Source organism: Robertmurraya sp. GLU-23 (assembly GCF_052983275.1).
The window spans coordinates 105,188-130,712 of the sequence record NZ_JBRKCV010000010.1 but is presented as its reverse complement, the minus strand read 5'-3'; the positions used below and the strand labels follow the sequence as shown (position 1 = coordinate 130,712).

The 25,525-nt window shown below is 35.8% G+C and carries 23 protein-coding genes; 20 read left to right on the top strand and 3 right to left on the bottom strand.

What is annotated here, in order from left to right:
- The first annotated feature begins 54 nt into the window (after positions 1 to 54).
- The 4 genes from ACVBAX_RS16280 to murJ all read left to right on the top strand — a co-directional run bounded on the left by ACVBAX_RS16280 (position 55) and on the right by murJ (position 5,709).
- On the top strand, positions 55 to 747 hold the full coding sequence (locus ACVBAX_RS16280) for a hypothetical protein (RefSeq protein WP_447117943.1): 693 nt from the start codon (positions 55 to 57) through the stop codon (positions 745 to 747).
- Between the two features lie 113 nt (positions 748 to 860).
- On the top strand, positions 861 to 3,092 hold the full coding sequence (locus ACVBAX_RS16275; protein ID WP_447117942.1) for a SpoIID/LytB domain-containing protein: 2,232 nt from the start codon (positions 861 to 863) through the stop codon (positions 3,090 to 3,092).
- 148 nt (positions 3,093 to 3,240) lie between these two features.
- Positions 3,241 to 4,152, top strand: a complete 912-nt coding sequence (locus tag ACVBAX_RS16270; RefSeq protein WP_447117941.1) for a glycosyltransferase family 2 protein — start codon at positions 3,241 to 3,243, stop codon at positions 4,150 to 4,152.
- A gap of 15 nt (positions 4,153 to 4,167) precedes the next feature.
- Positions 4,168 to 5,709 (top strand): murein biosynthesis integral membrane protein MurJ, encoded by a 1,542-nt coding sequence (gene murJ, locus ACVBAX_RS16265; protein WP_447117940.1) that lies wholly within the window; start codon positions 4,168 to 4,170, stop codon positions 5,707 to 5,709.
- Between the two features lie 17 nt (positions 5,710 to 5,726).
- Here murJ and ACVBAX_RS16260 read toward each other — a convergent pair whose 3' ends face one another.
- Positions 5,727 to 7,031: a UDP-glucose dehydrogenase family protein gene (locus tag ACVBAX_RS16260; RefSeq protein WP_447117939.1), complete on the bottom strand. Its 1,305-nt coding sequence runs from the start codon at positions 7,029 to 7,031 to the stop codon at positions 5,727 to 5,729.
- A 240-nt stretch (positions 7,032 to 7,271) separates the two neighbouring features.
- On the opposite strand from ACVBAX_RS16260, the gene ACVBAX_RS16255 reads away from it, so the two are divergent.
- The 7 genes from ACVBAX_RS16255 to ACVBAX_RS16225 all read left to right on the top strand — a co-directional run bounded on the left by ACVBAX_RS16255 (position 7,272) and on the right by ACVBAX_RS16225 (position 13,770).
- Positions 7,272 to 8,375 (top strand): glycosyltransferase, encoded by a 1,104-nt coding sequence (locus ACVBAX_RS16255; protein ID WP_447117938.1) that lies wholly within the window; start codon positions 7,272 to 7,274, stop codon positions 8,373 to 8,375.
- 4 nt (positions 8,376 to 8,379) lie between these two features.
- The gene (gene pssD / locus ACVBAX_RS16250; RefSeq protein WP_447117937.1) at positions 8,380 to 8,865 is read left to right on the top strand and encodes a PssD/Cps14F family polysaccharide biosynthesis glycosyltransferase; all 486 of its coding nucleotides are present in this window, start codon (positions 8,380 to 8,382) and stop codon (positions 8,863 to 8,865) included.
- On the top strand, positions 8,862 to 9,344 hold the full coding sequence (gene pssE, locus ACVBAX_RS16245) for a PssE/Cps14G family polysaccharide biosynthesis glycosyltransferase (protein WP_447117936.1): 483 nt from the start codon (positions 8,862 to 8,864) through the stop codon (positions 9,342 to 9,344). Before pssD ends, pssE begins: the two co-directional genes overlap by 4 nt.
- A 101-nt stretch (positions 9,345 to 9,445) precedes the next feature.
- Complete coding sequence (locus tag ACVBAX_RS16240) at positions 9,446 to 10,753, top strand: O-antigen ligase family protein (protein WP_447117935.1); 1,308 nt, start codon at positions 9,446 to 9,448, stop codon at positions 10,751 to 10,753.
- A 118-nt stretch (positions 10,754 to 10,871) separates the two neighbouring features.
- A complete protein-coding gene (locus tag ACVBAX_RS16235) occupies positions 10,872 to 12,008 on the top strand; it encodes an SDR family NAD(P)-dependent oxidoreductase (protein ID WP_447117934.1) in 1,137 nt (378 codons plus the stop codon).
- 89 nt (positions 12,009 to 12,097) lie between these two features.
- A complete protein-coding gene (locus ACVBAX_RS16230; protein WP_447117933.1) occupies positions 12,098 to 13,057 on the top strand; it encodes a lipopolysaccharide biosynthesis protein in 960 nt (319 codons plus the stop codon).
- Complete coding sequence (locus ACVBAX_RS16225; protein WP_447117932.1) at positions 13,054 to 13,770, top strand: glycosyltransferase family 2 protein; 717 nt, start codon at positions 13,054 to 13,056, stop codon at positions 13,768 to 13,770. Before ACVBAX_RS16230 ends, ACVBAX_RS16225 begins: the two co-directional genes overlap by 4 nt.
- A 23-nt stretch (positions 13,771 to 13,793) precedes the next feature.
- On the opposite strand, the gene ACVBAX_RS16220 is transcribed toward ACVBAX_RS16225, so the two are convergent.
- Positions 13,794 to 14,792, bottom strand: a complete 999-nt coding sequence (locus tag ACVBAX_RS16220; RefSeq protein ID WP_447117931.1) for an LCP family glycopolymer transferase — start codon at positions 14,790 to 14,792, stop codon at positions 13,794 to 13,796.
- A gap of 245 nt (positions 14,793 to 15,037) precedes the next feature.
- On the opposite strand from ACVBAX_RS16220, the gene ACVBAX_RS16215 reads away from it, so the two are divergent.
- The 8 genes from ACVBAX_RS16215 to ACVBAX_RS16180 all read left to right on the top strand — a co-directional run bounded on the left by ACVBAX_RS16215 (position 15,038) and on the right by ACVBAX_RS16180 (position 23,306).
- Positions 15,038 to 16,099, top strand: a complete 1,062-nt coding sequence (locus ACVBAX_RS16215) for an acyltransferase family protein (RefSeq protein WP_447117930.1) — start codon at positions 15,038 to 15,040, stop codon at positions 16,097 to 16,099.
- A 54-nt stretch (positions 16,100 to 16,153) separates the two neighbouring features.
- Positions 16,154 to 17,497, top strand: a complete 1,344-nt coding sequence (locus tag ACVBAX_RS16210; protein ID WP_447117929.1) for an O-antigen ligase family protein — start codon at positions 16,154 to 16,156, stop codon at positions 17,495 to 17,497.
- Positions 17,494 to 18,327 carry a glycosyltransferase gene (locus ACVBAX_RS16205; protein WP_447117928.1) on the top strand — a complete coding sequence of 278 codons (834 nt, stop codon included), beginning with the start codon at positions 17,494 to 17,496 and terminating at the stop codon, positions 18,325 to 18,327. The genes ACVBAX_RS16210 and ACVBAX_RS16205 overlap by 4 nt, the downstream gene beginning before the upstream one ends.
- A gap of 246 nt (positions 18,328 to 18,573) precedes the next feature.
- Positions 18,574 to 19,446, top strand: coding sequence for a glucose-1-phosphate thymidylyltransferase RfbA (gene rfbA, locus ACVBAX_RS16200; protein WP_447117927.1), 873 nt, complete (start codon positions 18,574 to 18,576; stop codon positions 19,444 to 19,446).
- A gap of 22 nt (positions 19,447 to 19,468) precedes the next feature.
- On the top strand, positions 19,469 to 20,029 hold the full coding sequence (gene rfbC / locus ACVBAX_RS16195) for a dTDP-4-dehydrorhamnose 3,5-epimerase (protein WP_066055817.1): 561 nt from the start codon (positions 19,469 to 19,471) through the stop codon (positions 20,027 to 20,029).
- A gap of 15 nt (positions 20,030 to 20,044) precedes the next feature.
- Positions 20,045 to 21,067 carry a dTDP-glucose 4,6-dehydratase gene (gene rfbB, locus ACVBAX_RS16190; RefSeq protein WP_447117926.1) on the top strand — a complete coding sequence of 341 codons (1,023 nt, stop codon included), beginning with the start codon at positions 20,045 to 20,047 and terminating at the stop codon, positions 21,065 to 21,067.
- Entirely contained in the window at positions 21,067 to 21,909 is an 843-nt protein-coding gene (rfbD, locus tag ACVBAX_RS16185) for a dTDP-4-dehydrorhamnose reductase (RefSeq protein WP_447117925.1), read from the top strand. The genes rfbB and rfbD overlap by 1 nt, the downstream gene beginning before the upstream one ends.
- A gap of 299 nt (positions 21,910 to 22,208) precedes the next feature.
- Positions 22,209 to 23,306, top strand: a complete 1,098-nt coding sequence (locus ACVBAX_RS16180; protein ID WP_340906360.1) for a glycosyltransferase family 4 protein — start codon at positions 22,209 to 22,211, stop codon at positions 23,304 to 23,306.
- 43 nt (positions 23,307 to 23,349) lie between these two features.
- Here ACVBAX_RS16180 and ACVBAX_RS16175 read toward each other — a convergent pair whose 3' ends face one another.
- Positions 23,350 to 23,982: a YigZ family protein gene (locus ACVBAX_RS16175; RefSeq protein WP_447117924.1), complete on the bottom strand. Its 633-nt coding sequence runs from the start codon at positions 23,980 to 23,982 to the stop codon at positions 23,350 to 23,352.
- Between the two features lie 392 nt (positions 23,983 to 24,374).
- Between ACVBAX_RS16175 and ACVBAX_RS16170 the strand changes: the two genes are divergently transcribed.
- Positions 24,375 to 25,517, top strand: a complete 1,143-nt coding sequence (locus tag ACVBAX_RS16170; protein WP_447117923.1) for a sensor histidine kinase — start codon at positions 24,375 to 24,377, stop codon at positions 25,515 to 25,517.
- The last annotated feature ends 8 nt before the right edge of the window (positions 25,518 to 25,525 follow it).

The following is a 25,525-nucleotide window of genomic DNA, read 5'->3' as shown; positions in this document are numbered from 1 at the left end:
ATATAGCAAACTCCATATTGGAGTTTGCTATATTTGCAAAAAGGAGAAATCAAAATGCGAATCAGAATATTTTTAGTAGTGCTTTTTATTTCGATTATCCTAGGAGCTTGTTCTAAAGAAAATACAACTACAAAGCAGGAAGATAAGAAAAAGGATATAGACACTGAGGAGACTACTGAAAGAAAAGAAGTAAGCAGCGAGAGTAATGATTCTGAACAGGTACAAAAAAGTGAAGAGCCATCTGGAATGGAAGTGTACAGACCCAAAGTGGGAATCGTAAAAACGTTTGTAGTCGAAGAAGATAATTCGCAAACATACACCGAGGAATATGTTTATGAAAATGAGGAATATATTCAGAAAGTAACGAGGATTGGACAAGCGATTACTGTACAAGTTTATCGTTGGACTGAAAAGGAAATTTCACTTGTGTTTGAAGACAGAGAGCCTGTGGATCCATATAAGAATTACCTTACTGACCTAAAGGTTAATAACCCTATTGATATTTATTATAAAGATGGAGAGTCAAGCTGGGAGTTAGTTGACACAGATCAAACAGTAAGTGTACCAAGTGGAAAATATACTGGTGTTATTCTCTTTAAAAAAGTGACAAATGAAGTAGAGGGTGCGGATACAATATATAAGAATTACTTTGCTCCTGGGTTAGGACTGATTATAGAGGAATTTGAGCTTACAGGAGAACAAGGTTACTCTGCAAAGTCAGTTCTTAAATTGGTAGAGACAAAGTAATTGTTGTTAGGAATATATTCCTATTTTTTAGTAATTCTATGAAACTATTGTGTCGAATTGTCAACTTCTGTATTATTATGTAGAGAAACTAAATTAAATATGGAGGGGATTGGGTGAAAAGACCGATTATTACACTAGTTCTTTTGACCCTAGTTTTACAATTCAGCTTTTTTCAAGAAAATGCTAAGGCTGCTGGAGCCGGTAGTGTTGTATCTGTAAAACTAGTGAATTTTTTGGGAAACCAGCAGAGTATCTCCTTAAATGTATCTGGAAGATACATTATAGATGGGGATAGTAATCAAAGCTTGTATGCGGGAATTAATTATTATGTCCGCCTTCAAAATGGGACATTAAATCTTTACCAAGATAATACGCTGATAAAATCGGCTAATTCTTTTACAATCTCACCTGAAGGTTTTGCCTATAGTTCTATTAATAAAAGAAATTATTTAGGTAGTTTCCAATTTACAATCGAAAACGGCTATATACGACCGATTAACAAGATTGGATTAGAAGACTATCTAAAAGGCGTAGTACCATATGAAATGAATGCGGGTTGGAATAAAGACGCATTGAAAGCACAAGCAGTCGCTGCTAGAACGTATGCACTTGCACGCATCAATAATGTAATTGATGATACAATTACGTATCAAGTATATGGTGGGTTCTTCTGGAACAATTCCACATACACAAATTCCAATCAAGCTGTTGACGAAACAGCAGGCCAAGTCCTAAGGTATGGATCGAATAGTGCATTAATTTCTGCAGTTTATTCTTCTAGTAACGGTGGTCATACAGAGTCTAACTCTAATTATTGGGGGACAAGCCAAGTTGCTTATTTACCTGGAAAACCCGATCCATATGATCCAAAGATTCCTTGGAGCCTTTCAATTAATAAGCAACAGATCAATACATCCAGCCTTGATCTATTAAACCCTGGTTCTTGGTGGAATTCTGTTTCCGAAAGTGCTGGAGATACAGCCGTTCTTAATAATATTAAAACCTATATTAGAAATAATCTTCATCCAAATGCAGATATTAAGGTAGTAGGTGTTCCAAAATTAAATATATTTGGTCAGAATAGTAGTGGGAAAAGTACAACTGGTTCACTTCTTGTTGATTATTATGTAAAAAATTCAGATGGAACATTTGTTAGAGGGGATGGAAGTCAATTACCTGATAACTACGCCACTTCATTATCTGGTGCAACTCGCTATGAAACTAGTGTTGCAATTGCAAATTATGGATGGAGTACATCTGATGCGGTTGTTTTAGGTCGTGGAGATATACCTTTAGATGCCCTTACTGGGTCAGTTTTTGCAAAAAGGATTAATTCACCTTTACTCTTAACAACTTCAAATGACTTACCTGAAGTAGTCTTGAACAAGATTAAAAGTTTAAATTTAAGCACTAAAATGGTTTATGTATTGGGTGGACCTGCAGCCATTTCTGATTCAGTTATCCAAAAGCTTAATAATAACGGCTTCCAGGTACAGCGAATAGCAGGAGACACTAGATACCGTACCGCAACTAATATTGCGTATTACATTCCGAATAAATCAGAGATCATCATTACTAGTGGAAGTGAAAATTCTCCAGATGCCTTATCTGTTGCTTCTTATGCCGCTAAAAATGAGATTCCTATTCTATTAACACCAGCTAATTATCTACCTAATGAAGTGACTGAATACATTCGAAGCAGAGGTGTTTCCAAGGTTACTGTAATTGGTGGGAACCAAGCTGTGTCTGAAAATGTAATAAATCAAATAAGATCAGCTGGTGTAGGAAATATTAGCCGAATTTCAGGGGAAACGAGATACGAAACAAGCGTAGCTATTGCAAAAGCATTTAACTATGACTTAAGTAAAGTATTTGTTGCGAGAGGTGATGTATTTATTGATGCGTTACCAGGAGCTGCATTAGCCGCTCAGTATAATGCTCCGGTTATCTTAACTAGACAAAACGCATTTCCAACAGAACCGGCGAATTGGTTGAAGAGCTTGTCTGTGAGACCAAGCATTTTTTACTTAGGTGGAGATGCTGCCATTACTCCAGAAGCTAGAAATCAAATTAAAAATGCTTTACTTGGCGATATCAAAAAGCACACTCTGGTTCGAGAAAATATTGGCATTGGAACGATGCGCTCAATATTAGGAGGTACATTGTTTAAGAGTTACCAGATTACTAGTGTTGTAGACAATGGCTCAAATGTAACAGTAAATGGTCTCGGCTATGGACATGCAGTAGGAATGAGTCAGTATGGTGCAAAGAACATGGGTGATATGGGACATGGTTATGGCGATATCTTAAATTTCTATTATCCAGGTGCTATTCTAACTCAGTAAGGAACGATAAAATTATGAAGTACCCTGTAGTTATACATGGGGTACTTTTTTTATCCTTTGATTTAGTGGGTAGAAACCTGTATCATTAATGATTGATACTTTTTCTAATGTAGACAAATACCGTATTTTGTTGATAGGAGCTAATGAAGTGAATAAAGTCCAGATATTATTGTCGACCTATAACGGTGAGAAATATATTAAAGAACAGCTAGAAAGCTTAATAAAACAGGATTACCCTAATATAAACATATTAATCCGCGATGATGGATCAAAAGATTCAACTTTCCACTTAGTAGAGGATTTTCAAGAAAAACATTCTACTATTAAATCAATTAAAGGAAAAAATGTAGGGGTCATTTCAAGCTTTTTTGAATTGGCTCAGCATGCTGATGCTGATTTTTTTGCTTTTTGTGATCAGGACGACTATTGGAAGCCTTCGAAGTTATCTAGAGCTATTTCCTTATTAGAGAAGGAAGATCCTTCAATTCCACTCCTTTATTTTTCTAAATTGGATCTAGTTGATGACCAGCTTCAGTTTTTAAAGCATTCACAAATTCCACCCAGAGGCACAGGATTGGAAAATGCGCTAATTCAAAATATTGCTACTGGTTGTACGATTGTGTTTAATCGTGCCATGCTTGAGCTTTTCAAGTCAAGGGTTCCGAATGTAGAGAAAGTAACCATGCATGATGCTTGGTTTTATTTGCTTGCTACTGCATTTGGCAAAACTGTCTACGATGAAGAGTCGCATCTTCTTTATCGTCAGCACTCCTCAAATACATTAGGAATGGCAAACAATAAACTAAAGAGTGCGATGATACGCTATAAAAACTTTCAGAAAACTGGAAAAGAAAAGCCGTTTACGAAGCAAGCAGAAGAGTTTTACCGTTTATTTAAAGACGAGCTTTCATCTGATCAAAGAAAGCTTGTGGAGGATTTTCTTTATAAAAGGGAGTCGTTCATAAATCGTTTCCTTTATACCATGAATACCCCTTTATATAGGCAGAATCAAAGAGATACGATTATTTTTAAATTATTATACGCGTTAAAGAGCTATTAAAATGAAGGAAATTGAATGATGTCTAAATTTCGAATCTCCGTTTTTTTATTTCTTTTCTCCACCATACTATTAAAGTTTTCTAGTATGTTTCGAGACTTAGTGATTTCTGGTTTTTATGGAGCATCGTATAAGGCTGATGCGTACTTTGCTTCCATGACGATACCGAATGCGATTATTTTGTTTATGTTAACAGGTATGAAGGACGCGTTTCTTCCTAGTTACTATTCGTATGATCGTTTGGGACAAGGGTTTTCCCATCTTACGAATATCGTAAAGGGTACATTTGTGTTCTCTATCATTGTTGCTGTGATAGGAGCTGGGATTTCGCCAACCCTTGTGAAATGGTTATACCCTGAATTCAGCCAGTATCCTGATGGATTTAGTATTTCTGTGTGGACGATGGTACTGTATTTTCTGTCCATCATATTTGTTGGGATAAATGCAGTGTATGAGGGATACTTTGATACACAGAAGAAGTTTTCCTTTTCTACCTTTTCACAAACCATTGTTGTGTTAACCACACTTTTATTTGCGTTAGTCTTTTACCGGACTTTAGATATTTATTCTGTACCAATCGGATATTTGGTAGGTACTGTTCTGTCCTTTGTTCTAAAAGTGATTGTTTTAAAGCCCAATAAAATGATGGCTTGGAACCAGAGCCCACATTGGTCGGAAATTAATCGCTTTTATCTCATCTTTTTACCGGTAGGAGTAACGATAGCAGTAGGGCAAATAAACTTGATGGTGAACATGCTGTATGCTTCGAGGATGGGAGAAGGTGTTGTTTCGAATTTAAACTATGCATTTCGACTGGTTACGATTCCTCAAGCTATTTTCGGTGTAACGATTGCAACCATTATTTATCCTTCATTGGCTAAAGCCATGTCTAATAATGATATGAATTTATTTAATCGTGGAATTGAAAAAGGTCTTCGAACAATGTTTCTGCTTATTGCACCTTCTGTAGCAGGGATGATGATTCTGATTGAGCCAATCGTGCGGATTGTTTATGAGCGAGGGGCTTTTACTCCTGCTACTACGATGCTTACTAGTGAATACGCCTTGTTTTATATGGGCTCCGTCTTTTTTTATAGTATACAAGCCGTTGTGGCTAAAGGTTTTTATACATTGGGCAAGGGTAGTTCTTTTATGAGAATTGGCTTGTTTTCTATTGTATTAAATATTGTATCTAACTATTTGTTTGCGAAATGGATGGGTCCAGAGGGACTGGCCTTATCTGCTTCATTTGTGGGTATGGTGTATTCGGTTCTCACCTTTACAACGTTAAACCGTATTTCCGGAGGGTTTCATTTAAATGATCTAACCAAAGAATTTGTAAAGTTTGGTTTGGCGACAGGAATAATGCTTGGAATCGTGGCGGTCCTTAAAGAAATCGATTTCTTTATTCAGTTGAATGATTGGACATTGTTGGCCATGCTGGTTCCACTTGGAGCACTAGTGTACTTTGGGGTTTTAAAGCTAATGCGATCAAATACACTAACCGAATTACTTGCGAATAACCGCTTTTCTATAAAAAAGGAAAAAGGGAGCAGCTGAGCTCCCTTTTTGTATAATTACTTCACTGTAGGTCTACCGATAGAGTAATACTGTATCCCGTGTTTACCTGCTTCTTCTATTGAATAACAGTTACGTCCATCAAAGATGATGGGAACTGCCATCGTTTCTTTCACTTTTTCTAAAGATAACTGAACAATTTCGTCCCACTCCGTTACGATGAATGCAGCTTCAGAGTCTGAGAGTGCCTGTAATGCAGATTTCGCGTAAGTTATTTTATTGCCATAAATTTTTTCAACTTGTGGCATTGCAATTGGGTCATATACTGTTATCTCTGCATCCTCTAAAAGTAAGTCTTGAATCAATTGCAAAGAAACAGAGTCACGAATATCGTCCGTGTTCGGTTTAAAGGTTAGTCCTAAAACGGTGACTTTTTTTCCAGACATAGAGTGAAGATAGGTCTTTGCTTTTTTGAATAGAAGCTCTTTTTGTCTATGATTCACATCTATAACCGATTGTAGGATTTTAAAGTCATAGTCTAAATCATTAGCTAAATGATTTAATGCGTTAATATCCTTTGGAAAGCATGAGCCACCAAAACCAATTCCAGCATGAAGAAATTTATTACCAATTCGTTTATCAAGTCCAACTCCTCTTGATACATGATCAATATTCGCACCAATTCTTTCACATAGATTAGCAATTTCATTAATAAAACTAATCTTTAAGGCGAGGAAGGAATTGGAGGCATATTTAATCATTTCTGCACTTCGGATATCTGTATGCACGATAGGTAGTTGGAACGGTTCATATATTTGTTCAATTTTCTTTGCAGCTTCAGAAGAGTGGGAACCAATAACAATTCGGTCACCTTGAAAGGTATCTTTAATAGCGGTTCCTTCACGTAAAAATTCTGGGTTCGATACACTCTCTATATTAATAGAAGGAGAAACTCTTTCTTGTATTAAGCGTCCAATCCGTTCATTTGTACCAACTGGGACCGTACTTTTAATTACGACGGTACTACTCTTTTGTAAATGCTCTGCAATTTCAATGGCTGCCTTATCAATATAGGTCAAATTTGCAGATCCATCCTCATTTGATGGAGTTCCCACAGCAATAAAGATACAATCTGTATCTTGGTAGGCTTCCTTTGGGCAAGATGTAAAAGCCAAGTTTTGGCTATTTATATTTTTTTGTAACAGATCATCAAGGCCTGGTTCGTAGATAGGTGAGATTCCTTGTTTTAATATGGAGATTTTCTCTTCGTTTATATCATAACAAGTAATCTGATGACCTACTTCTGCAAGGCAAGCACCAGTCACGAGACCAACATAGCCTGTACCAGTAATGGTTATCTTCATGTTATCCCTTCTTTAAACCGTAATATTCCCCATGTATTTTAACAACCATTCTATTATAGCTCAAATCATAAACGATATATAATATTTTTTGGTTCTGTAATATTTCTAGTAAATAAGACATAAGGCGACACGAATTTACGTTTTTGGTTCTTTTCATATGTGAAAATTGTTATAATGTCTTTATGTGTTTTTTTTAAAATAAGAAACTACGAGTAGAGTAAAATTAGGTGTGATACCAAAATGGAGAATAAAAATATTCTTGTTATAACAAATATGTATCCTAGTTCTCAGTACAAAAGCTTTGGCATTTTTGTTAAAAATCAAGTAGATGCATTAAAGGAGCAACAACTACAGGTAGATGTGGTTGCTATTACAAATCCAAAGAGCGGAAAAGTCAGTGTTTTAACCAAGTATCTATTTTGGTTTCTCAAGACTATTTTCCTTCTAATTTTTAAAGGATCCAAATATGATGTTGTTCATGCTCATTATGTTTTCCCAAGTGGATATTTAGGTCTTATTTTTAAAAAGCTATTTAAAACAAGACTCATTGTAACGGCACACGGTGGAGACATTGAGAAGATGGCTAAAAAGAGCCCTCGACTTTTTCGTATGACTCGAACGGTATTGCATGGGGCTGACCATATCATTGCTGTTGGAGAAGATCTTGATGAACAAATAAAGAAGGACTATTTAATACCTCCTGATAAACTATCTATTATAAATATGGGAGTAAATCGTCAGATCTTTCAACCGGTTAATCAACAGGAAGCAAGAATTCAGTGCGGATTTGATAGGAAAGAAGATGTTGTTTTATTTGTAGGGAATCTCATTGAGCAAAAAGGGTTACTAGAGCTTATTGAAGCTTTTGAAATTGCTATCAATAGTAGGGATGATGTTCAACTCTATTTAATTGGTGCAGAGAAACAACCATTATTTAAAAAGCAATTAGAGGATGAGATAAACGAGAGACAACTAGAAAGCAGAGTGCATTTCCTAGGGACAAAGGAGCAAGCTGACATTGCGCTTTGGATGAGTGCAGCTGACTGTCTAGTGTTACCTGCACATATCGAGGGATTTGGACTTGTGGCATTAGAAGCGATGTCATGTGGAACTCCGGTAATTGGAACGAACGTAGGAGGATTGAGACATCTATTATCAGGAAATGCTGGTATCATAACTAGTGTGAAAAATCCTGTTGAATTGGCAAATGCTATGGTGGAGGTTCTTTCATCAAAGGATACGAGAGATACATTAATTAAAAATGGCTTAAAAAAAGCAGAGGAAAACGAACAAGGACAATTACTACAAAAGGTTATCAATGTTTATTTTCCTTCTGGAGGGTAATAAAATGGGAAATGCAAAACGAAAACGAAAAAAAGTGCTTTTTATCTCCTCACTAGGTGGACATCTGACTCAATTGCTACAACTAAAACCCCTTTTCGAGGAATATGATTATCATATTGTGACGGAAAAATCGATCATTACAGAGGACCTAAGCAAGCAATATCGTATCTCTTTTCTTATGTATGGTGCAAGGAATTATCCATTTAAATATATTTTTAAGCTAAGCTATAATATCCTTACATCTTTGTATTATTTTTTAAGAGAAAGACCAGATGTGATTGTAACAACGGGAGCCCATACAGCCGTTCCGATTTGCTATATAGCCAAGGTATTTGGGAAAAAGGTCGTATTTATTGAAAGTTTTGCTAAAACATCGACACCAACCATATCAGGTAAAATGGTTTATCCAATAGCTGATCTTTTTATCGTCCAATGGCAAAGTATGAAAAAGCATTATCCGAAAGCGGTTTATGGAGGTTCAATCTATTGATAGTTGTAGTGTTAGGAACTCATGAACTTCCCTTTAATCGTTTGCTCGAGGAAATAGAGAAAGAAATCATAGCAGGGACGATTCAAGAGGAAGTCCTTGTACAGGCAGGTCATACCAAATATGAATCGAATTTAATGGAAATCATTGATTTTACAACGTACGAGCATATGGCGGAGTTATATAATAAGGCAAGCTTAATTATCACCCATGGCGGTACGGGTTCAATTACGATGGGTATGAAAATGGGAAAAAAAGTGATTGCTGTTCCCCGGTTAATAAAATATGGAGAACACAATGATGATCACCAGTTAGAGATTGTGAAACAGTTTTATGAAACAGGTCATATTTTATACTGGAATGAGCCACTAAAATTTAGGGATATCATTCAACAGGTGGCACATTTTCAACCTACCGAATTTCATAGTGGAAATAAGAAGATATTAAATCTACTTAAGGACTTTATTAATCATCAAGCATAAAAGTTATAGACCTCTTTCGTTAGTACAAAGCATTCTGAAGGTACTGAACAAAGAGGAGCTTTTGTTTAAGATAAGCCTAGTTACACAGGAAGGAAACGCGTATGAATACATTTGAAAAAATGTTACTAACCATATTTTTTGTGGAATTGTTTATAGGTGGTGGAGGGAGACTCATCGACTTCGGATTTCTTTCCATTAGACAGGTATTGTTTATCTTACTTTTTGTTACATTCCTTTTTCGGATTGTAAAAGAAAAGGCATATTTCAACAGAGATGTGAATACTTTTATTCGGTTCAACCCTGTTTCAATTGGAGTTTATGTACTCATATCTTGGTTTTTCGTTAGTGCTTTGATTGGATTTTTTAATGGAAATTCTCGATCAGTAATAGCTATGGATTTTTTTAGAGTTTCATTTTTTGCTGCATATTTTCCACTAGCATACTATATATCGGAGAGTAGGTTTTCAAAGAAGAAAATTATTAGCCTTCTAAAATATGGAGCACTTGTCGTAGCCATATACACGATTGTGATTGCTTTATTAGGTAAGACCATCTTTAGCTCGAATTTCGAGTCTTATATGGCCTTTTGGAAAAGTTTTATGAATGACGATCTACTATTTAGACGGAGTCATAGCGTGTTTTATAAGAGTCATTTCTATGTACTAATAGGTTTAGTGCTATCTTTAAATGATATACTGTCAAAAAAATACTCTACGATTAATACTCTCAATGTGCTCTTAGGATCCATATCTATTTTTTGGTCAGACACGAGAGGTTTTTCTATTGCTTTATTAGTAGGTTTATTTGTGATTGTATTTTTCGATATGAAGATCTTTACGGATTCAATTGAAGAATGGTTACAAAAAAGCAGGGCCATCTTAAAAAACAGACAAATCATGACAAAAGTCGTTGTGCTTGTTTTGCTAACGATTCTTGTTCCATATCTGTACCAATATACAACATTGGAAAGATTTAAGGATCAAACAAACGAAGAACAAAGCAATGTGAAGGATACGAGTGTGGGTGCAAGAATAGAGTTTTTATTAGATTCAAAAGAGATATTACTGAGGAATCCGATCAACTTTATATTTGGTGAAGGATATGGAACCAGCATTGCAGGTCGAGTAGAAGGAATTGAAATGAGTTTCCTGGATATTTGGGTCGAACAAGGGGCGATAGGATTATCCATCTGGCTATATCTATGCTTGCTTGTGTTATACCATTATCATATTGCTTACAAGAATGGATATGAAATAACAACAGTAGATCGTTCCTTAATAGGTGCTTTTGTTGGAATGGTTCTTTTAACGAATATCAATCCCTTTATTAATAACCCAATAGGAATTGTTTTTTTCTTACTTGTGCTCACCTTTGCTCAAAATAAGAATGTAGAGGAACAAGGCTATTAGGCATAGTAAAAACGATGTTTGAACTTATTTATTACTTTTTGTATAATAGTGTGCGAAACTTAGGTGTATCGTACATAGTTGTGATAACTATTCTTTACTAAAGGAAGTAGGAACTTTTATGATAAAAAATATATTAATCACTGGTGGAGCAGGGTTCATCGGTAGTAATTTAGCTTTAAAACTATTAGATAAAGGTTACCAAGTAACGGTTCTGGATAATCTATCTCCACAAATTCATGGGGAAGATGGAACAAAGTCTGAACTCTTCTTAAACATTAAAGACAAAGTGAATTTTATACAAGGTGACGTAGTGAACAGTGAGGATTGGAAAAAGGCATTAAAGGGACAAGATGTGGTTGTTCATTTAGCAGCTGAAACGGGTACTGGTCAATCCATGTATGAAATCAATAAATACATTGATGTAAATGTAAAGGGAACATCGAATCTATTAGACATTCTAACGAATGAAGAGCACCAAGTGAAGAAAATAGTGATTGCTGCTTCAAGGGCTATCTATGGTGAGGGAATGTACCATTGTACAGAGCACGGAACGGTATACCCTGTAGCGAGAACAGAAGCAGATATGAGTAAGGGGGATTTCGAAGTGAAATGCCCAATCTGTAACCGTGATGTGGAGGTTATGGCTACTACAGAGGAAACGAAAATTCATCCAACATCTATCTACGGAATTACGAAACAAATGCAGGAAGATATGTGTATGGTGGTAGGTAAGTCGTTAAATATTCCAGTCGTGGGTTATCGCTATCAGAATGTGTATGGTCCTGGACAATCATTAAAGAATCCATACACAGGAATTCTGTCCATCTTTTCAACGATTATTAAAAATGGAAACAATATTAATATCTTTGAGGACGGAAAAGAATCAAGGGATTTTGTATTTATTGATGATATCGTTGACGCAACAATTCTAGGAATTGAAAAAGAAGAAGCAAATTATGAAAGCTTTAATGTAGGGACAGGTGTTTGTACAAACGTATTGGAAGTGGCAACTCTTCTTAAGGAAAAATACCAGTCTGAAACGGATATTGTTATTAGTGGCAATTATCGTTTAGGTGATATTCGTCATAACTTCGCTGACTTGACTAAAATTCATGAGAAGCTTGGGTTTACGCCTAAGGTAAGCTTTGAAGAAGGAATTAGCAAATTTGTTGATTGGGTAAACCAGCAAGAAGTCGTTGAAGACAACTATCAGAAATCAATTGAAGAAATGAAGAAAAAAGGGTTATATAAGTAATGGTCTCTTCATTGCAAAATAAAAAAATTTTATTTTTATGTCCCTTGTTTTTTAATTATCATAAAAAAATAATGAGGGCAATGGAGTCTATGGGGGCAGAAGTTGATTATTTCGATGAACGCCCTTCAAATACTGTATTTTCAAAAGCCCTATTAAGAATCAACCGGAATTTTGTCACAGGACAAGTAAATAGATATTATGAAGAAATCACTTCCAAGATAACGAATAAAAAGTACGATTATATCTTTATCTGTCAGGCGGAGGCGACTCCTCAGTTTTTCCTAAATAAGGTAAAAGAATTGAATCCACAAGCAAGAATGGTACTAATGCTTTGGGATTCAGTAGCTAATAAGGTAAATACCCTAGAAAAGTTAGAGTATTTTGATGAAGTTTTCTCGTTTGATAAACAAGATTGTGAGAAGTTCGGTTTAACCTTTAGACCTTTATTTTTTGATATTGAATATGAACAAAATGCTAAAGAAAAGACAGAACTTTGCTATGACCTATTCTTCGTTGGAACAGTCCATAGTGATCGCTATCGCATTTTAAAAGAAGTTAGGGAGCAATTCGAGAAAAATCAGCTTAAGGTGTTTTATTATTTATTTCTACCTAGTAAGTTAATGTATTATCAAAGAAAATGGTTTACTAGTGATGTGAAGGGTAGTAAGATATCTGAATTTTCCTTTGTTGGATTACCGAGTGAACAACTGACATCTAAGTTAAAACAATCTAGGGCTGTAGTTGATATTCAGCATCCAAAACAAACGGGATTAACGATGAGAACCATTGAAATGCTCGGTGCAAATAAAAAAATGATTACTACTAATGAAGAAATTAAGAATTATGATTTCTATCATCCAAATAATATTTGTGTTGTTGACAGAAATCATGTGGTTGTACCGACAGAATTTATGACTACTCCCTATGTTCCAGTGGACGAGAAAGTGAAGGAACGATACTCGATTCAGTATTTTGTGAAAGACATACTTGGTATAACCGGAGAAGAAGGATACAATTTCTTTTCGAAAGCTAGTGGAGGACAACAATGAATGTTTCTGTAGCAATGGCCACTTATAATGGAGAAAAATATATTAGACAGCAGATTGATAGCATTCTTTCTCAACTTGACGATGAAGATGAGTTGGTTATTTCTGATAATCATTCAAAGGACAATACTGTTTCAATTATAAATGATTATATTAGTACTGATCCTCGAGTAAAGTTGTTTATGCAGGATGAAAAAGGAGTTACCCCTAATTTTGAAAATGCGATTAAACATACGAAAAATGAAATCATCTTTTTAAGTGATCAAGATGACATTTGGAAACCTGAAAAGGTTGAAACAGTAAAGACCTATTATAAAAAACATCCTGCTGTTCTAATGATTATGTCTGATATCACAGTAGTAGATAATAATCTACAGCCAACGATGGAATCGTTTTATGACTATCGAGGCAGTCGTGCAGGTGTAATAAAAAACATTATTAAAAACAGCTATATTGGTTGTGCTATGTCATTTAGGAAGGAACTAAAGGACAAAGTTCTTCCTATCCCTAGGAATGCCCCTATGCATGATATGTGGATTGGGCTAGTGGCGGATATGAATAAAGGTGCATTGCTCATACCTGAAAAGCTTATTTATTATCGAAGACATGAGTCTACGGTAACAACTGTTGAAAATACTTCTTCATTAAAAGAGAAGATTATGTGGAGATTTCAAATCTCGGGTTTACTATTACAGTCATATATAAAACACAAATAAAAAAAGCCCATATTGGGCTTTTTTTAGTAATCAACATCTATTTCAGCAACAGCATCTGTCGGAAGACCAAGATGTGTTCGTAATTCATCAGACAAAGCTTGTCGAGTTTCATCTGTTACAAAAAAATACCAACCATCACCACTGATCGTTTTGCCTTCACCTTCTACTTGAAGCTTTTCGATCTTTTTCGCTGCACCTTTGTACGTTGCTTGGATACCAATCATATCATCAAGAGTTAAGTTTGTTAGTACATTATCTTGTAGAGCTTCTAAAATATCATCATAATTCGCTAATGAGGATAAGCTTGCACCTTTTTTAACAACTTTTGATATGACTTCTTTTTGCCTTTCTTGACGGCCAAAATCACCAAGTGGATCTTCTTTTCTCATCCTTGCATACTGAAGAGCTTCTTCCCCATCGAGATGTTGTTGGCCTTCATATAAGGTTGTACCATCTAGTTCAAACTCATATTGATTATTAACATCAATTCCACCGACTGCATCGACAATGTCTTTAAAGCCTTCCATGTTAACCTCTACATAGTAATCAATGGGAACATTCAAGAAGTTTTCAACAGTATCAATGGTCATTTCTATTCCACCATAAGCGTACGCTGAATTCATCTTAGTTGTTCTATTTTTATCAGGATCACTATTACTAATGATCTCTGTCTTTGTATCGCGCGGGATACTTAGTAATTTCGTGCTATTTGTATCAGGGTTAATCGTTGCTACAATCATCGAGTCTGTTCGACCACTATCTCCTTCGCGCTTATCTACCCCGACAAGAAGAATAGATAAAGGATCTTCTCGATCAAATTCAACTTGTTGCTCACGCTTTTCTGATACTTCTCGATCTATAGGATTATGCATTTTATCGACAGCATTCGCCACATCTGAGTATACATTATAAAAATAAACGCCGGCACCGACAAATAATATAAAAAGACTTAAGAAGAATACTCGAAGAAGACGGAGCTTTTTCTTTCTTTTCTTCTCTACTCTATTTGCTCTATTAATCACTTAGAAAATCCCTTCTTTAATAGAATTTTTAAAGGTCTTACAAATTTATTGCATAACCAAAATTATAATCTTGATGCTGTATAATATCAACAAATATTAAGTAATTGGAAAATAAAGTGATACAAAATCCGACATGTTAATGCTATAATTTCTTTTGGTATTACAGGTTACCCATAAGTGAAAAAAGTTAGTTTCAGAGAAACATTTCATTTCTATATATTAAAAATTGAAAAGGTGGATGCTGAATGTTTCTTAAGGGGAAATATATAAATGAGTGTATTGATACACGGAAAAACAACTTAGATATTATTCGTTTCATTGCAGCTAGTTTGGTCTTATTTTCGCATGCTTATCCGTTAACGACCGGTAACAATGCTTCAGAGCCATTTGCTGTGTTTACAAAAGGGCAAATGACGTTTGGTGAATTCGCGGTTAGTATCTTCTTTGTGATAAGTGGTTTTCTTATCACTCAAAGTTTTGATCGATCGAAGGATCCTGTTTATTACTTTAAAGCTAGAGTATTAAGGATCTTCCCTGGTCTTATCCTGTGTGTTATGCTGTCTATCTTCTTATTAGGTCCAATATTTACAGATCTTGGTCTCCTTGAGTATTTTAAAAACCGAGAAACTTATGATTATCTAAAAACCGTTACGTTATATTGGCTTCAATTTGACTTGCCTGGTGTGTTCGCAACCAATAAGTGGCCTGGAGCAGTGAATGGCTCATTATGGACTTTATGGTTTGAGTTTTTCTTTTATATTGTTGTTGCTGGATTAGGGTTCTTAAAGCTTTTAAACAAAAAAGTGGTTGTAGGATTATTCCTTGCATGTACTACTTTTTACTTTTCAGGTAGAGGCGGGTTTTATACTGATTTATTCCGCTATTTTAGTGCAGGGATGATTTTTTACCTGTTCAGAAACCAAATTAAGTTGAATGGATGGGTTACCCTTTTATCTTTTGTTGTTTTACTAGTTACTGCTAAAGTAGGTTATTTTGAATATACCTTTACGATATTTGGTGCTTATTTAATCTTCTCTTTAGCGTTTGAGACAAGATTGCACTTGCATAACTTTGGGAAATTCGGAGATTTTTCTTATGGGATTTATATTTATGCGTTTCCTTTCCAACAGATTATGACGCATCTTTTTCATAATCAGTTAACTCCATGGGAAAATTTCCTGCTCTCTTTTCCACCTACATTGGTATTTGCTGTTATGTCTTGGTATGTAATTGAGAAGAGAGCGATGAAATATAAAAACTTTACCCTTAAAGAGACCGTTCAAAATATCACTAGAAGCGCATCTTAAGGGAAAGAGGAGATCCGTTCTCCTTGAGCTTTGTAAGAATGGAGAGGTATCTTAATGAACAAGTTTGAAAAAGTCTTACTAACAATATTATTTGTTGAGTTATTCGTTGGCGGTGGTGGAAGGTTGATTGATTTTGGCTTTCTTTCCATTCGCCAAGTCTTATTTTTAGTCCTTCTACTAACGTTTATTTACCGAATGATTAAACAGAAGGCTATTTTTGATAAAAAGGTAAATACGTTTTTGCGATTTAACCCTGTTACAATAGGGATTTATGCACTCCTTGTTTGGTTTGTTATTAGTGCGGTTATCGGAGTTGTGAAAGGCCACCCACTTTCTATTGTAGTAATGGACTTCTTCCGAGTTTCTTACTTTATGGCCTACTTTCCATTAGCCTATTATATCTCTGAGATAAGAATATCTAAGGAGTATATTATTAAGATTCTTAAGAATAGTGCTGTGGTTGTTTCGATCTTTACAATTGTTGTTTCCTTATTAGGAAAAACAGTCTTTAGTGCAAATTTTGGCCCTTTCTACCTTTTTATGAATGAGATTATGAATGACGATCTCTTCTTTAGACCAAGTAATAGTGTGTTTTATAAGAGTCACCTGTTTGTACTTATTGCTCTAATCATTGCTTTAAATGATGTATTAAATAAGCAATTTTCCAAAATAAATATTGCTCTTGTTACATTAGGAACGGTGTCTGTTTTATGGTCAGAGACAAGAGGTTTTTTACTAGCTTTAATGGTCAGTTTGCTGATGATTATCCTGTTAGATGGTAAGGTTGTTTCAGATTCATTTAATAAGCTAACAGAAAAGGTAAAAGGATTATTTCAAACGAAATGGTTTGTTAAAAAGGCAGGTATCTTATTGGTCCTTGTCATGTTACTTCCTTTCCTATACAAATACATGACGTTAGAAAGATTTCAACAGGATGTGGTTGTTGAAGATCCCAATAATAGTGAGTTAGAAGAGCAAATTGAAGTTGAAGACTTGAGTGTAAATACACGTCTAGAATTCATCGTGGACTCTAAAAGGATCCTTTTTGAAAACCCAGCTAATCTTATTATTGGGACTGGATACGGTACAGAAATTGCTGAACGTTTAGAAGGAATTGAAATGAGTTTCTTAGATATTCTAGTTGAGCAGGGACTAGTGGGGCTTGCAGTGTGGTTTTTCTTATTCTTCCTTGTTTATTATAATTATTATGTAGGATATAAAAAAAGTGGAAAACTGAACGCGCAAGAAATTTCTTTGATGGCTGCGTTTATGGGAGTTTTACTTGTAACCAATATCAATCCTTTTATTAATAACCCAATTGGAATTAGCTTCTTCCTTGTGGTATTAATCTTGTCACAAAGGTGGAAAGAATCCTCGCTTCATGGGGCAACGAGATGAAAAAAACCATCATAATAGTCTTTTATAACCAAAGTATTGAGGCAAGTAAGACCTTTCAAACCCTGATGAACAATAGTCAGGAATTCCTGTCAGAAGATATATCGATCATTCTTTACGATAATAGCCCAAATCCTCAAGAGTTTGACCAGAAAAGGTATGAGGATATAAACATCTCGTATAAACATGATCCGAGAAATCTAGGTATTGCTACAGCATATAACTATGCGTGGTCAGTTGCAAAATCTAACGGAAGTGAATGGCTCGTCCTTTTTGATCATGATACTGAAGTAACTAGGCAATATGTTCAACAAATGCTAGAAGTAAAAGATGTGGACAGAGATATTGCTGCCGTAGTACCAATCATATCATGCGATGGAACGCTTATTTCACCAGTGTTTAGTGATACGTTACGTCCGCTTCAACAAGACCGTCCGCTAGCGGGTATACAGCAAAAACCTGTCATGGCAATAAATTCCGCTTCATTGATAAAGATATCTTTCTTGAATCAAATAAATGGATTTAATGAGAGCTTTGCGCTTGATTATTTAGATCATTGGATATTTTATGAGATCTATTCAAAAGGTTTTAAGGTACAAGTTCTCGATGTTAGTCTTGAACATGAGCTTTCTGTTATGGATTATAGTAGAGTGTCCGTAAATCGATATAAAAGTATCATTGATTCTGAAAGTTATTTCTATCAACACTACCATAAGGAATTGCTTCCAGCTTACCGATCACAACTGTTTAAACGATTGATTAAGCAATTTTTAATCGTAAAGAATAAACGTATAGCTATGCAAACGTTGAAAAAGTTCTTATCGTTGAAGTAATCCTTGTTAATTTCCATCCTTCATGATAAATGATAAGGAAGTTCTCCCTATTAAAGGGGAGATCTCCTTTTGGATAAGACGGCTAAGTATATCAAAGTATCGATTTGACGATATTGTTTGAAACATTACTTTTTTGTTAAAAAATCGATAGTTTCTGTCTTTTTATAACATCCTTATTTATAATGGGGAAGGTACTTTTCGTTTTTTGTATTTATATTTCTATATTAAAAAGAGGAGTTGGTATGAATGAAAGGAATTATTCTTGCAGGTGGAAGTGGAACAAGATTATATCCATTAACAAAGGTCGTTTCAAAGCAGCTATTGCCTGTTTATGATAAACCGATGATTTATTATCCACTATCAGTATTAATGCTAGCTGGAATCAAAGATATTTTAATTATTTCTACACCAGAAGATACGGCAAGATTTGAGCAAATTCTAGGTGACGGATCTGATTTAGGAATGAACTTTACATACAAAATTCAGCCACATCCAGGTGGATTGGCACAAGCATTTATTTTAGGAGATGAGTTTATCGGTGACGATAGTGTCGCTCTTGTGCTTGGAGATAATATATTCTATGGACACGGCTTAACTGAACAATTACGAAGAGCAGCTGCAAGAGAAACTGGGGCTACCGTGTTCGGATATTATGTGAATGACCCAGAGAGATTTGGGGTTGTTGAGTTTGATGAAGATGGAAAAGCTGTTTCAATTGAAGAAAAACCTGAGGTTCCTAAATCAAACTATGCTGTGACAGGACTATATTTCTATGATAACCGAGTAGTAGATATCGCTAAGAATATTAAGCCTTCACCTCGTGGAGAGCTAGAAATTACGGACGTAAATAAAGCTTATTTAGAACTCGGTGAGTTGAACGTGGAATTACTAGGTCGTGGATATGCATGGTTAGATACAGGAACTCATGCATCATTGTTAGAAGCCTCTCAGTTCATAGAAACAGTAGAAAAGAGACAATCATTAAAAATAGCATGTCTTGAAGAAATTGCTTATAAGATGGGTTATATTACAAAAGAGAAGCTTCTCGAGCTTGCTGAGCCATTAAAGAAGAACCAGTATGGACAGTATTTAGTTAAGATCGCTAGCCAAGGAAAGTAATCCATTAAGTGAGGGAATAAAAATGAATGTAATTGATACAAAACTATCAGGCGTTAAAATACTAGAACCTAAAGTATTCGGTGATCACCGTGGATATTTTATGGAGAGCTATAATAAAAGTCTTTACGATGAGTTGGGACTAAAATTTGATTTTATTCAGGACAACCAATCGTTATCTGCACCTGTTCATACGCTACGTGGATTACACTTTCAGTTAAATCCGAAGGCACAAACGAAATTAGTTCGTTGTGTTACTGGGGCGATTTATGATGTGGCTGTAGATATTCGAAAAGGTTCACCTACTTATGGACAGTGGGTAGGAGTGGTTCTTTCTGAGCATAATAAGCGTCAATTACTTGTACCGAAGGGCTTTGCACATGGATTCTGTACATTAGTTCCAGACTCTACAGTAGCGTATAAGGTTGATGAGTATTATTCACCAGAGCATGATGGTGGAATTGCATGGGATGACCCAGCACTTGCGATTGATTGGCCAACGACTAATCCAATATTGTCTGAAAAAGATACGAAGCATCCAAGATTAGCTGAAGCAACAACTTTGAACTTTGTTTTTGAGGAATAGGAGGAAGATCTTAATATGAAATTATTAGTAACTGGCGGTGCGGGCTTTATTGGTAGCAATTTTGTTCGCTACATGGTTAATAAATACCCAGAGTATACAATTGTAAACCTGGACTTGCTTACGTATGCAGGTAATTTAGAAAATCTAAAGGACATTGAAAATGCTCCAAATTACAAATTTGTTCGTGGAGATATTGCTGATCGTGACTTTGTTGATGGTCTTTTTAAAGAGGAAAAGTTCGATTATGTATTAAACTTTGCAGCTGAATCTCACGTGGACCGCAGTATTACAGATCCAGGGATTTTCGTACAAACGAATATTCAAGGAACTTTAGCTCTTTTAGATGCTGCTAAGACGTATAAAGTAACAAAATACCTTCAAGTTTCAACTGATGAAGTGTACGGAACTTTAGGAGAAACAGGTTACTTCACAGAGGAAACACCACTTGCGGCTAATAGCCCGTACAGTGCTAGTAAAGCAGGAGCGGATTTACTCGTTCGTGCGTACAATGAAACATTCGGACTACCAGTAAACATTACTCGTTGTTCAAATAACTATGGACCATTCCACTTCCCTGAGAAGTTGATCCCATTAATGATCATTAATGCTTTAAATGATAAAGAGCTTCCAATTTATGGAGATGGTTTAAACATTCGCGATTGGCTACATGTAGAAGATCATTGCCAAGCCATTGATCTTGTTCTTCACAAAGGTCGTGATGGAGAAGTTTACAATGTGGGTGGAAACAATGAGCGCACTAACATTGAAATCGTAAAAACCATTCTTAAGCATTTAGGTAAGCCAGAGTCATTAATGAAGTTTGTTAAGGATCGTCCAGGTCATGACCGTCGTTATGCTATCGATGCTACTAAACTTCGTACGGAATTAGGTTGGTCTCCAAAATATAATTTTGATACAGGTATTGAACAAACGATCAAGTGGTATCTTGAAAACCAAGAGTGGTGGGAAAATATCATCTCTGGTGACTACCAAGACTACTTCAAGGCTCAATATGCTGATCGTTTAGAGGTTGAATAATGTTAGTATTAGTAACTGGCGTCAATGGACAACTTGGATACGATGTAGTGAAAGAACTTACAGCTAAGGGGCACGAGGCTGTTGGAGTTGGTCGATCTGAGCTAGATATTACAGATGAATCAGCTGTTTCATCTTATGTTCAGAACCTAAGCCCAGAGGCTATTATACATTGTGCAGCTTATACAAATGTGGACGCTGCAGAAACAGATCAAGAGGGAGCCTATAAGGTAAATGCGCTTGGAACAAAATACCTTGCTGAGGCAGCCAAGTTTGTCGGTGCGAAAATGGTCTATGTCAGCACAGATTATGTTTTTGATGGTGATGGAACGGAGCCTTACGAGGTAAATCACCCTACAAAACCTCTTGGGGTTTATGGAGAGACAAAGCTTGTGGGAGAAAAGTTTCTTCAGGAAACGTTAGAAAAGCACTTTATCGTTAGAACGGCTTGGGTATATGGAATCAACGGTAACAACTTTGTAAAGACGATGCTTAAGCTTGGTCAAGATCGTAAGGAATTGGGAGTTGTATACGATCAAGTTGGTTCTCCTACCTATACAGTCGATTTAGCCAAATTTTTGGTAGAATTAATTGATTCCGAAAAATACGGAGTGTATCATGCCTCTAATGAGGGCATATGTTCATGGCATGAATTTGCAGTTGAAATCTTTAAGCAAGCGGGAATGGATGTAAAAGTCAATCCTTTAACTTCTGAGGAATTTCCAAGGCCAGCTGCTAGACCGAAATACTCAGTCTTAAGCAAAAAGAAGATAGAAGAAGAAGGGTTTACTCCTTTGCGTGATTGGAAGGAAGCTTTAAAAGAATATTTAAAAGAATTGGCATAAAAGCAAGCCTGTAGAGTATATTTGTCTCTGCAGGTTTTTTCTATTTTCTGAAAAGTTGAACTTTAATTTATAGAGAAACTTTTTTCGCGGGCTAACGTCAAATATGTTGTATTAAATTTATTACGGTTTTATTAAAATTATATCGGGTAATAAAATATCATTCCAATTAGATTGGGCTTTATGATATAATTCACAAGGAATTATTCTTTCCAAGAATTACTCTGAATATTAGACAATAAAGAAAAAAAATCTACATTTTTTTTCACTAAATAGATAATGATAAAAACATGGAGGGGCATATTGTGTATCTTACGTTAATCATTTGTTTCTTAGCAGCAATACTCCTGACACCGATCATAAAAAAACTTGCTTTCTTAATTGGAGCTACTGATAAACCTAACCAACGAAAAGTCCATCAAAAAATCATGCCTCGCCTTGGTGGTCTTGCTATCTATATAAGCTTTCTAATTGGGGTATTAATTATTCAGCCAAATGATAATTATTTAATACATGTGCTGAATCTTGATGGTGGAATTCATCTTCCCATCCTACTTGGTAGCTTGATCATTATTTTAACGGGTGCCTTTGATGATGTGAAGGAGATTTCACCTAGAGTAAAGTTACTAGGGCAAGTCGCAGCAGCTTTAGTAGTGGTAGTAGTTGGTGATATAAGAGTCGAATTCATTAACTTGCCTTTTGGTGGGGAATTGGACTTTGGTTATCTTAGTATCCCAATTACAATGTTTTGGATCATTGGAATTACGAATGCAATCAACTTAATTGATGGATTAGATGGGTTAGCAGCAGGGGTATCTACCATTGCATTATTTTCTATCGCTGCAATGGCATATACGTTTGGAAATCCTTATGTAATGATAATGGCTTTACTATTAGCTGTTTCTAGCTTAGGTTTCCTTGTATATAATTTTCACCCAGCAAAAATCTTTATGGGAGATACAGGTGCATTATTTTTAGGATTTATGATCTCTGTTCTATCTCTACTAGGATTTAAAGGAGTTACCTTCGTATCGTTAATCATCCCTGTCATTATCTTAGGGGTGCCAATTTCGGACACGCTCTTTGCGATTGTTAGACGTTTAGTGAACAAGCAGCCATTGTCTGCACCAGATAAATCTCATTTACACCACTGCCTGTTGAAGCTTGGATATACACATAGACAAACTGTGTTGCTCATTTATGCAATGAGTGCAGTATTTGGCTTAGCAGCCTTTATCTTCTCACAGGCAACGCTTTGGGGTTCAACTGTTATTCTTTTAGCGATACTTGTAGCTATTGAATTATTCGTTGAAAAAATTGGTCTGGTAGGAGAAGGATATCGACCTCTCTTGAATTTCCTAAATGGTTTTAGACCAGTTAATGAAAAGAATAAAGCATAAAATAAAGGCCTCAGGAGCATGGTTTCCTGAGGTCTTCCTAAATTTATATAAGTGTCTCTTGATAAAGTGTTTCCCCTGTTGAAAGTTTCCCTTGTCCATTAGTCATTTCTACCATCCAATGCGTGAATGTTTCAACCATTACTTCTTCCACAAATACTTCAAACTCTACTGCGTCAAGATAGTGTATTTCTTTTATTTCATATACGGAAGCGCGTAATTCATTTTCAAGCTTTCCAAGCCAAGTGTAATCGACTTTTATATGAACAACCTTCATAAGCTTACGTTCAACAATTCCAGTGGCATTTAAGCCCTCTGACGTTGATTTACCATATGCACGGATGAGCCCGCCAGCTCCTAACTTAATGCCTCCGAAGTAGCGAGTAATTACCACTACTGTGTCTTTTAACTTCCTTTTCTTTAATACCTCGAGAATCGGTACACCAGCTGTTCCTGACGGTTCACCATCATCATTTGCCTTCTGAATAAGGTCATGTTCTCCGATTAAATAAGCTGAGCAGTTGTGCGTCGCATTCCAGTGCTTCTTTTTTATACTCTGAATGAATTCTATTGCTTCTTCTTCTGTTTCTGCACGAGATATATGAGCGATAAATCGAGATTTTTCAATAACAATTTCATGTTCGCCGTAGCCTTTTACAGTTAGATATGAGGGGAGCATGGAATAAGCTCCTTTCTAGTAAAGATTTTCTATGAATAATTTCTTAGTAATAGTATAAAACTTTGTGACATATTTCATCAAACTTCAAACTGTTTGTAAACAAACTTTAATCTATGTAATTTTTTATCATGTTATAATGATAAAGTGAATAAAATTCACCATATCTACTATATCAACATAATATATTTAGTTCTTAGGTATTATAAAAGTAACGATTGTTAAATTTAATATATAGGATAAATAGCATATGCGGTCGAAATATTATCGTTCTTTTTAACGATTTTCTTACGTTTCGACAGTTTTTTCTCCACCAAGAGATAGTATATTTATCTAAATCAAGCTAAAATAATATCAAAGCCGAAAGGGAAAATGGGACCCTTGGAGGAATTATTATGTTGAAGAAAAAATTTGATATAAAGTCGCTTGATTTTATTCTTGAAAAAATGATAGAGACGGTTGGTACGAGTAAGGACGAAATTTTCCGTATTGGAGAGCAGTGTCGGAAGGACTATGAATCGCTCGCAGATGAACTAAAAGATGTGAAGCGAATGGTCATCGAAGTGATTGATGATGGTGATAAGCTTGAAACTCAATCACGTTTTGCTCGGAAAAGATTGTCTGAAGTAAGCATGCACTTCAAGGACTATACCGAGACAGAGGTTCGCGATGCTTATGAAAAAGCTCATCAGCTCCAAATGGAATTGACAATGAAGCGGCAAATGGAGAAACAACTTCGTGATCGCCGTGACGATATTGAACGCCGTTTACATGGTCTGACGGAAACGATTGACCGAGCTGAGCATCTAGTTTCGCAAATTTCCGTCGTGATGAACTATCTGATGAGTGATCTCAAGCAAGTCGGTGAAGTATTAGAGGACGCAAAGCAGAAGCAGGAGTTTGGCTTGCGTATTATAGAGGCTCAGGAAGAAGAGAGAAAACGTGTGTCTCGTGAAATCCATGATGGTCCTGCCCAAATGATGGCAAATGTAATGATGCGCTCGGATCTAATTGAACGTGTTTTCCGTGAGCATGGGGAACAAGCAGGCATGGGTGAGATAAAAAATTTAAAAAAGATGGTGCGAAATGCGTTGTATGAGGTGCGTAGAATTATCTATGACCTTCGTCCGATGGCACTTGATGACCTAGGCTTAGTGCCTACCCTCAAAAAATACCTACAAACGATCGAAGAGTATCATAGTGATACCAAAATCAGTTTTGTTAATTTGGGGAATGAAAAAAGGTTACCAGCCAAGTTTGAAGTGGCATTATTTCGATTGGTTCAAGAATCTGTCCAAAATGCCATCAAACACGCAGAAGCACATGAAATAAAAGTAAAACTCGAGCTGACAAGAAATAGTATTTCAGTAGTAGTAAAAGATGACGGCAAAGGCTTTGATATGAATTTGGACAAGCCAGAGTCGTTTGGAATATTAGGAATGAAAGAGAGAGTGGAGCTTCTACAAGGACAGCTTTCCATCGACTCAAAAGTTGGTCGAGGGACGATTGTCATTATACAAGTTCCATTAGAGAGTTAATTTATTGA

Coding starts and splice junctions, on each gene's coding strand:
- ACVBAX_RS16280 (WP_447117943.1), top strand. CDS start 55: ATGCGAATCAGAATATTTTTAGTAGTGCTTTTTATTTCGATTATCCTA.
- murJ (WP_447117940.1), top strand. CDS start 4,168: ATGATGTCTAAATTTCGAATCTCCGTTTTTTTATTTCTTTTCTCCACC.
- ACVBAX_RS16260 (WP_447117939.1), bottom strand. CDS start 7,031: ATGAAGATAACCATTACTGGTACAGGCTATGTTGGTCTCGTGACTGGT.
- ACVBAX_RS16255 (WP_447117938.1), top strand. CDS start 7,272: ATGGAGAATAAAAATATTCTTGTTATAACAAATATGTATCCTAGTTCT.
- pssD (WP_447117937.1), top strand. CDS start 8,380: ATGGGAAATGCAAAACGAAAACGAAAAAAAGTGCTTTTTATCTCCTCA.
- ACVBAX_RS16240 (WP_447117935.1), top strand. CDS start 9,446: ATGAATACATTTGAAAAAATGTTACTAACCATATTTTTTGTGGAATTG.
- ACVBAX_RS16235 (WP_447117934.1), top strand. CDS start 10,872: ATGATAAAAAATATATTAATCACTGGTGGAGCAGGGTTCATCGGTAGT.
- ACVBAX_RS16230 (WP_447117933.1), top strand. CDS start 12,098: ATGGGGGCAGAAGTTGATTATTTCGATGAACGCCCTTCAAATACTGTA.
- ACVBAX_RS16225 (WP_447117932.1), top strand. CDS start 13,054: ATGAATGTTTCTGTAGCAATGGCCACTTATAATGGAGAAAAATATATT.
- ACVBAX_RS16215 (WP_447117930.1), top strand. CDS start 15,038: ATGTTTCTTAAGGGGAAATATATAAATGAGTGTATTGATACACGGAAA.
- ACVBAX_RS16210 (WP_447117929.1), top strand. CDS start 16,154: ATGAACAAGTTTGAAAAAGTCTTACTAACAATATTATTTGTTGAGTTA.
- ACVBAX_RS16205 (WP_447117928.1), top strand. CDS start 17,494: ATGAAAAAAACCATCATAATAGTCTTTTATAACCAAAGTATTGAGGCA.
- rfbA (WP_447117927.1), top strand. CDS start 18,574: ATGAAAGGAATTATTCTTGCAGGTGGAAGTGGAACAAGATTATATCCA.
- rfbC (WP_066055817.1), top strand. CDS start 19,469: ATGAATGTAATTGATACAAAACTATCAGGCGTTAAAATACTAGAACCT.
- rfbB (WP_447117926.1), top strand. CDS start 20,045: ATGAAATTATTAGTAACTGGCGGTGCGGGCTTTATTGGTAGCAATTTT.
- rfbD (WP_447117925.1), top strand. CDS start 21,067: ATGTTAGTATTAGTAACTGGCGTCAATGGACAACTTGGATACGATGTA.
- ACVBAX_RS16175 (WP_447117924.1), bottom strand. CDS start 23,982: ATGCTCCCCTCATATCTAACTGTAAAAGGCTACGGCGAACATGAAATT.
- ACVBAX_RS16170 (WP_447117923.1), top strand. CDS start 24,375: ATGTTGAAGAAAAAATTTGATATAAAGTCGCTTGATTTTATTCTTGAA.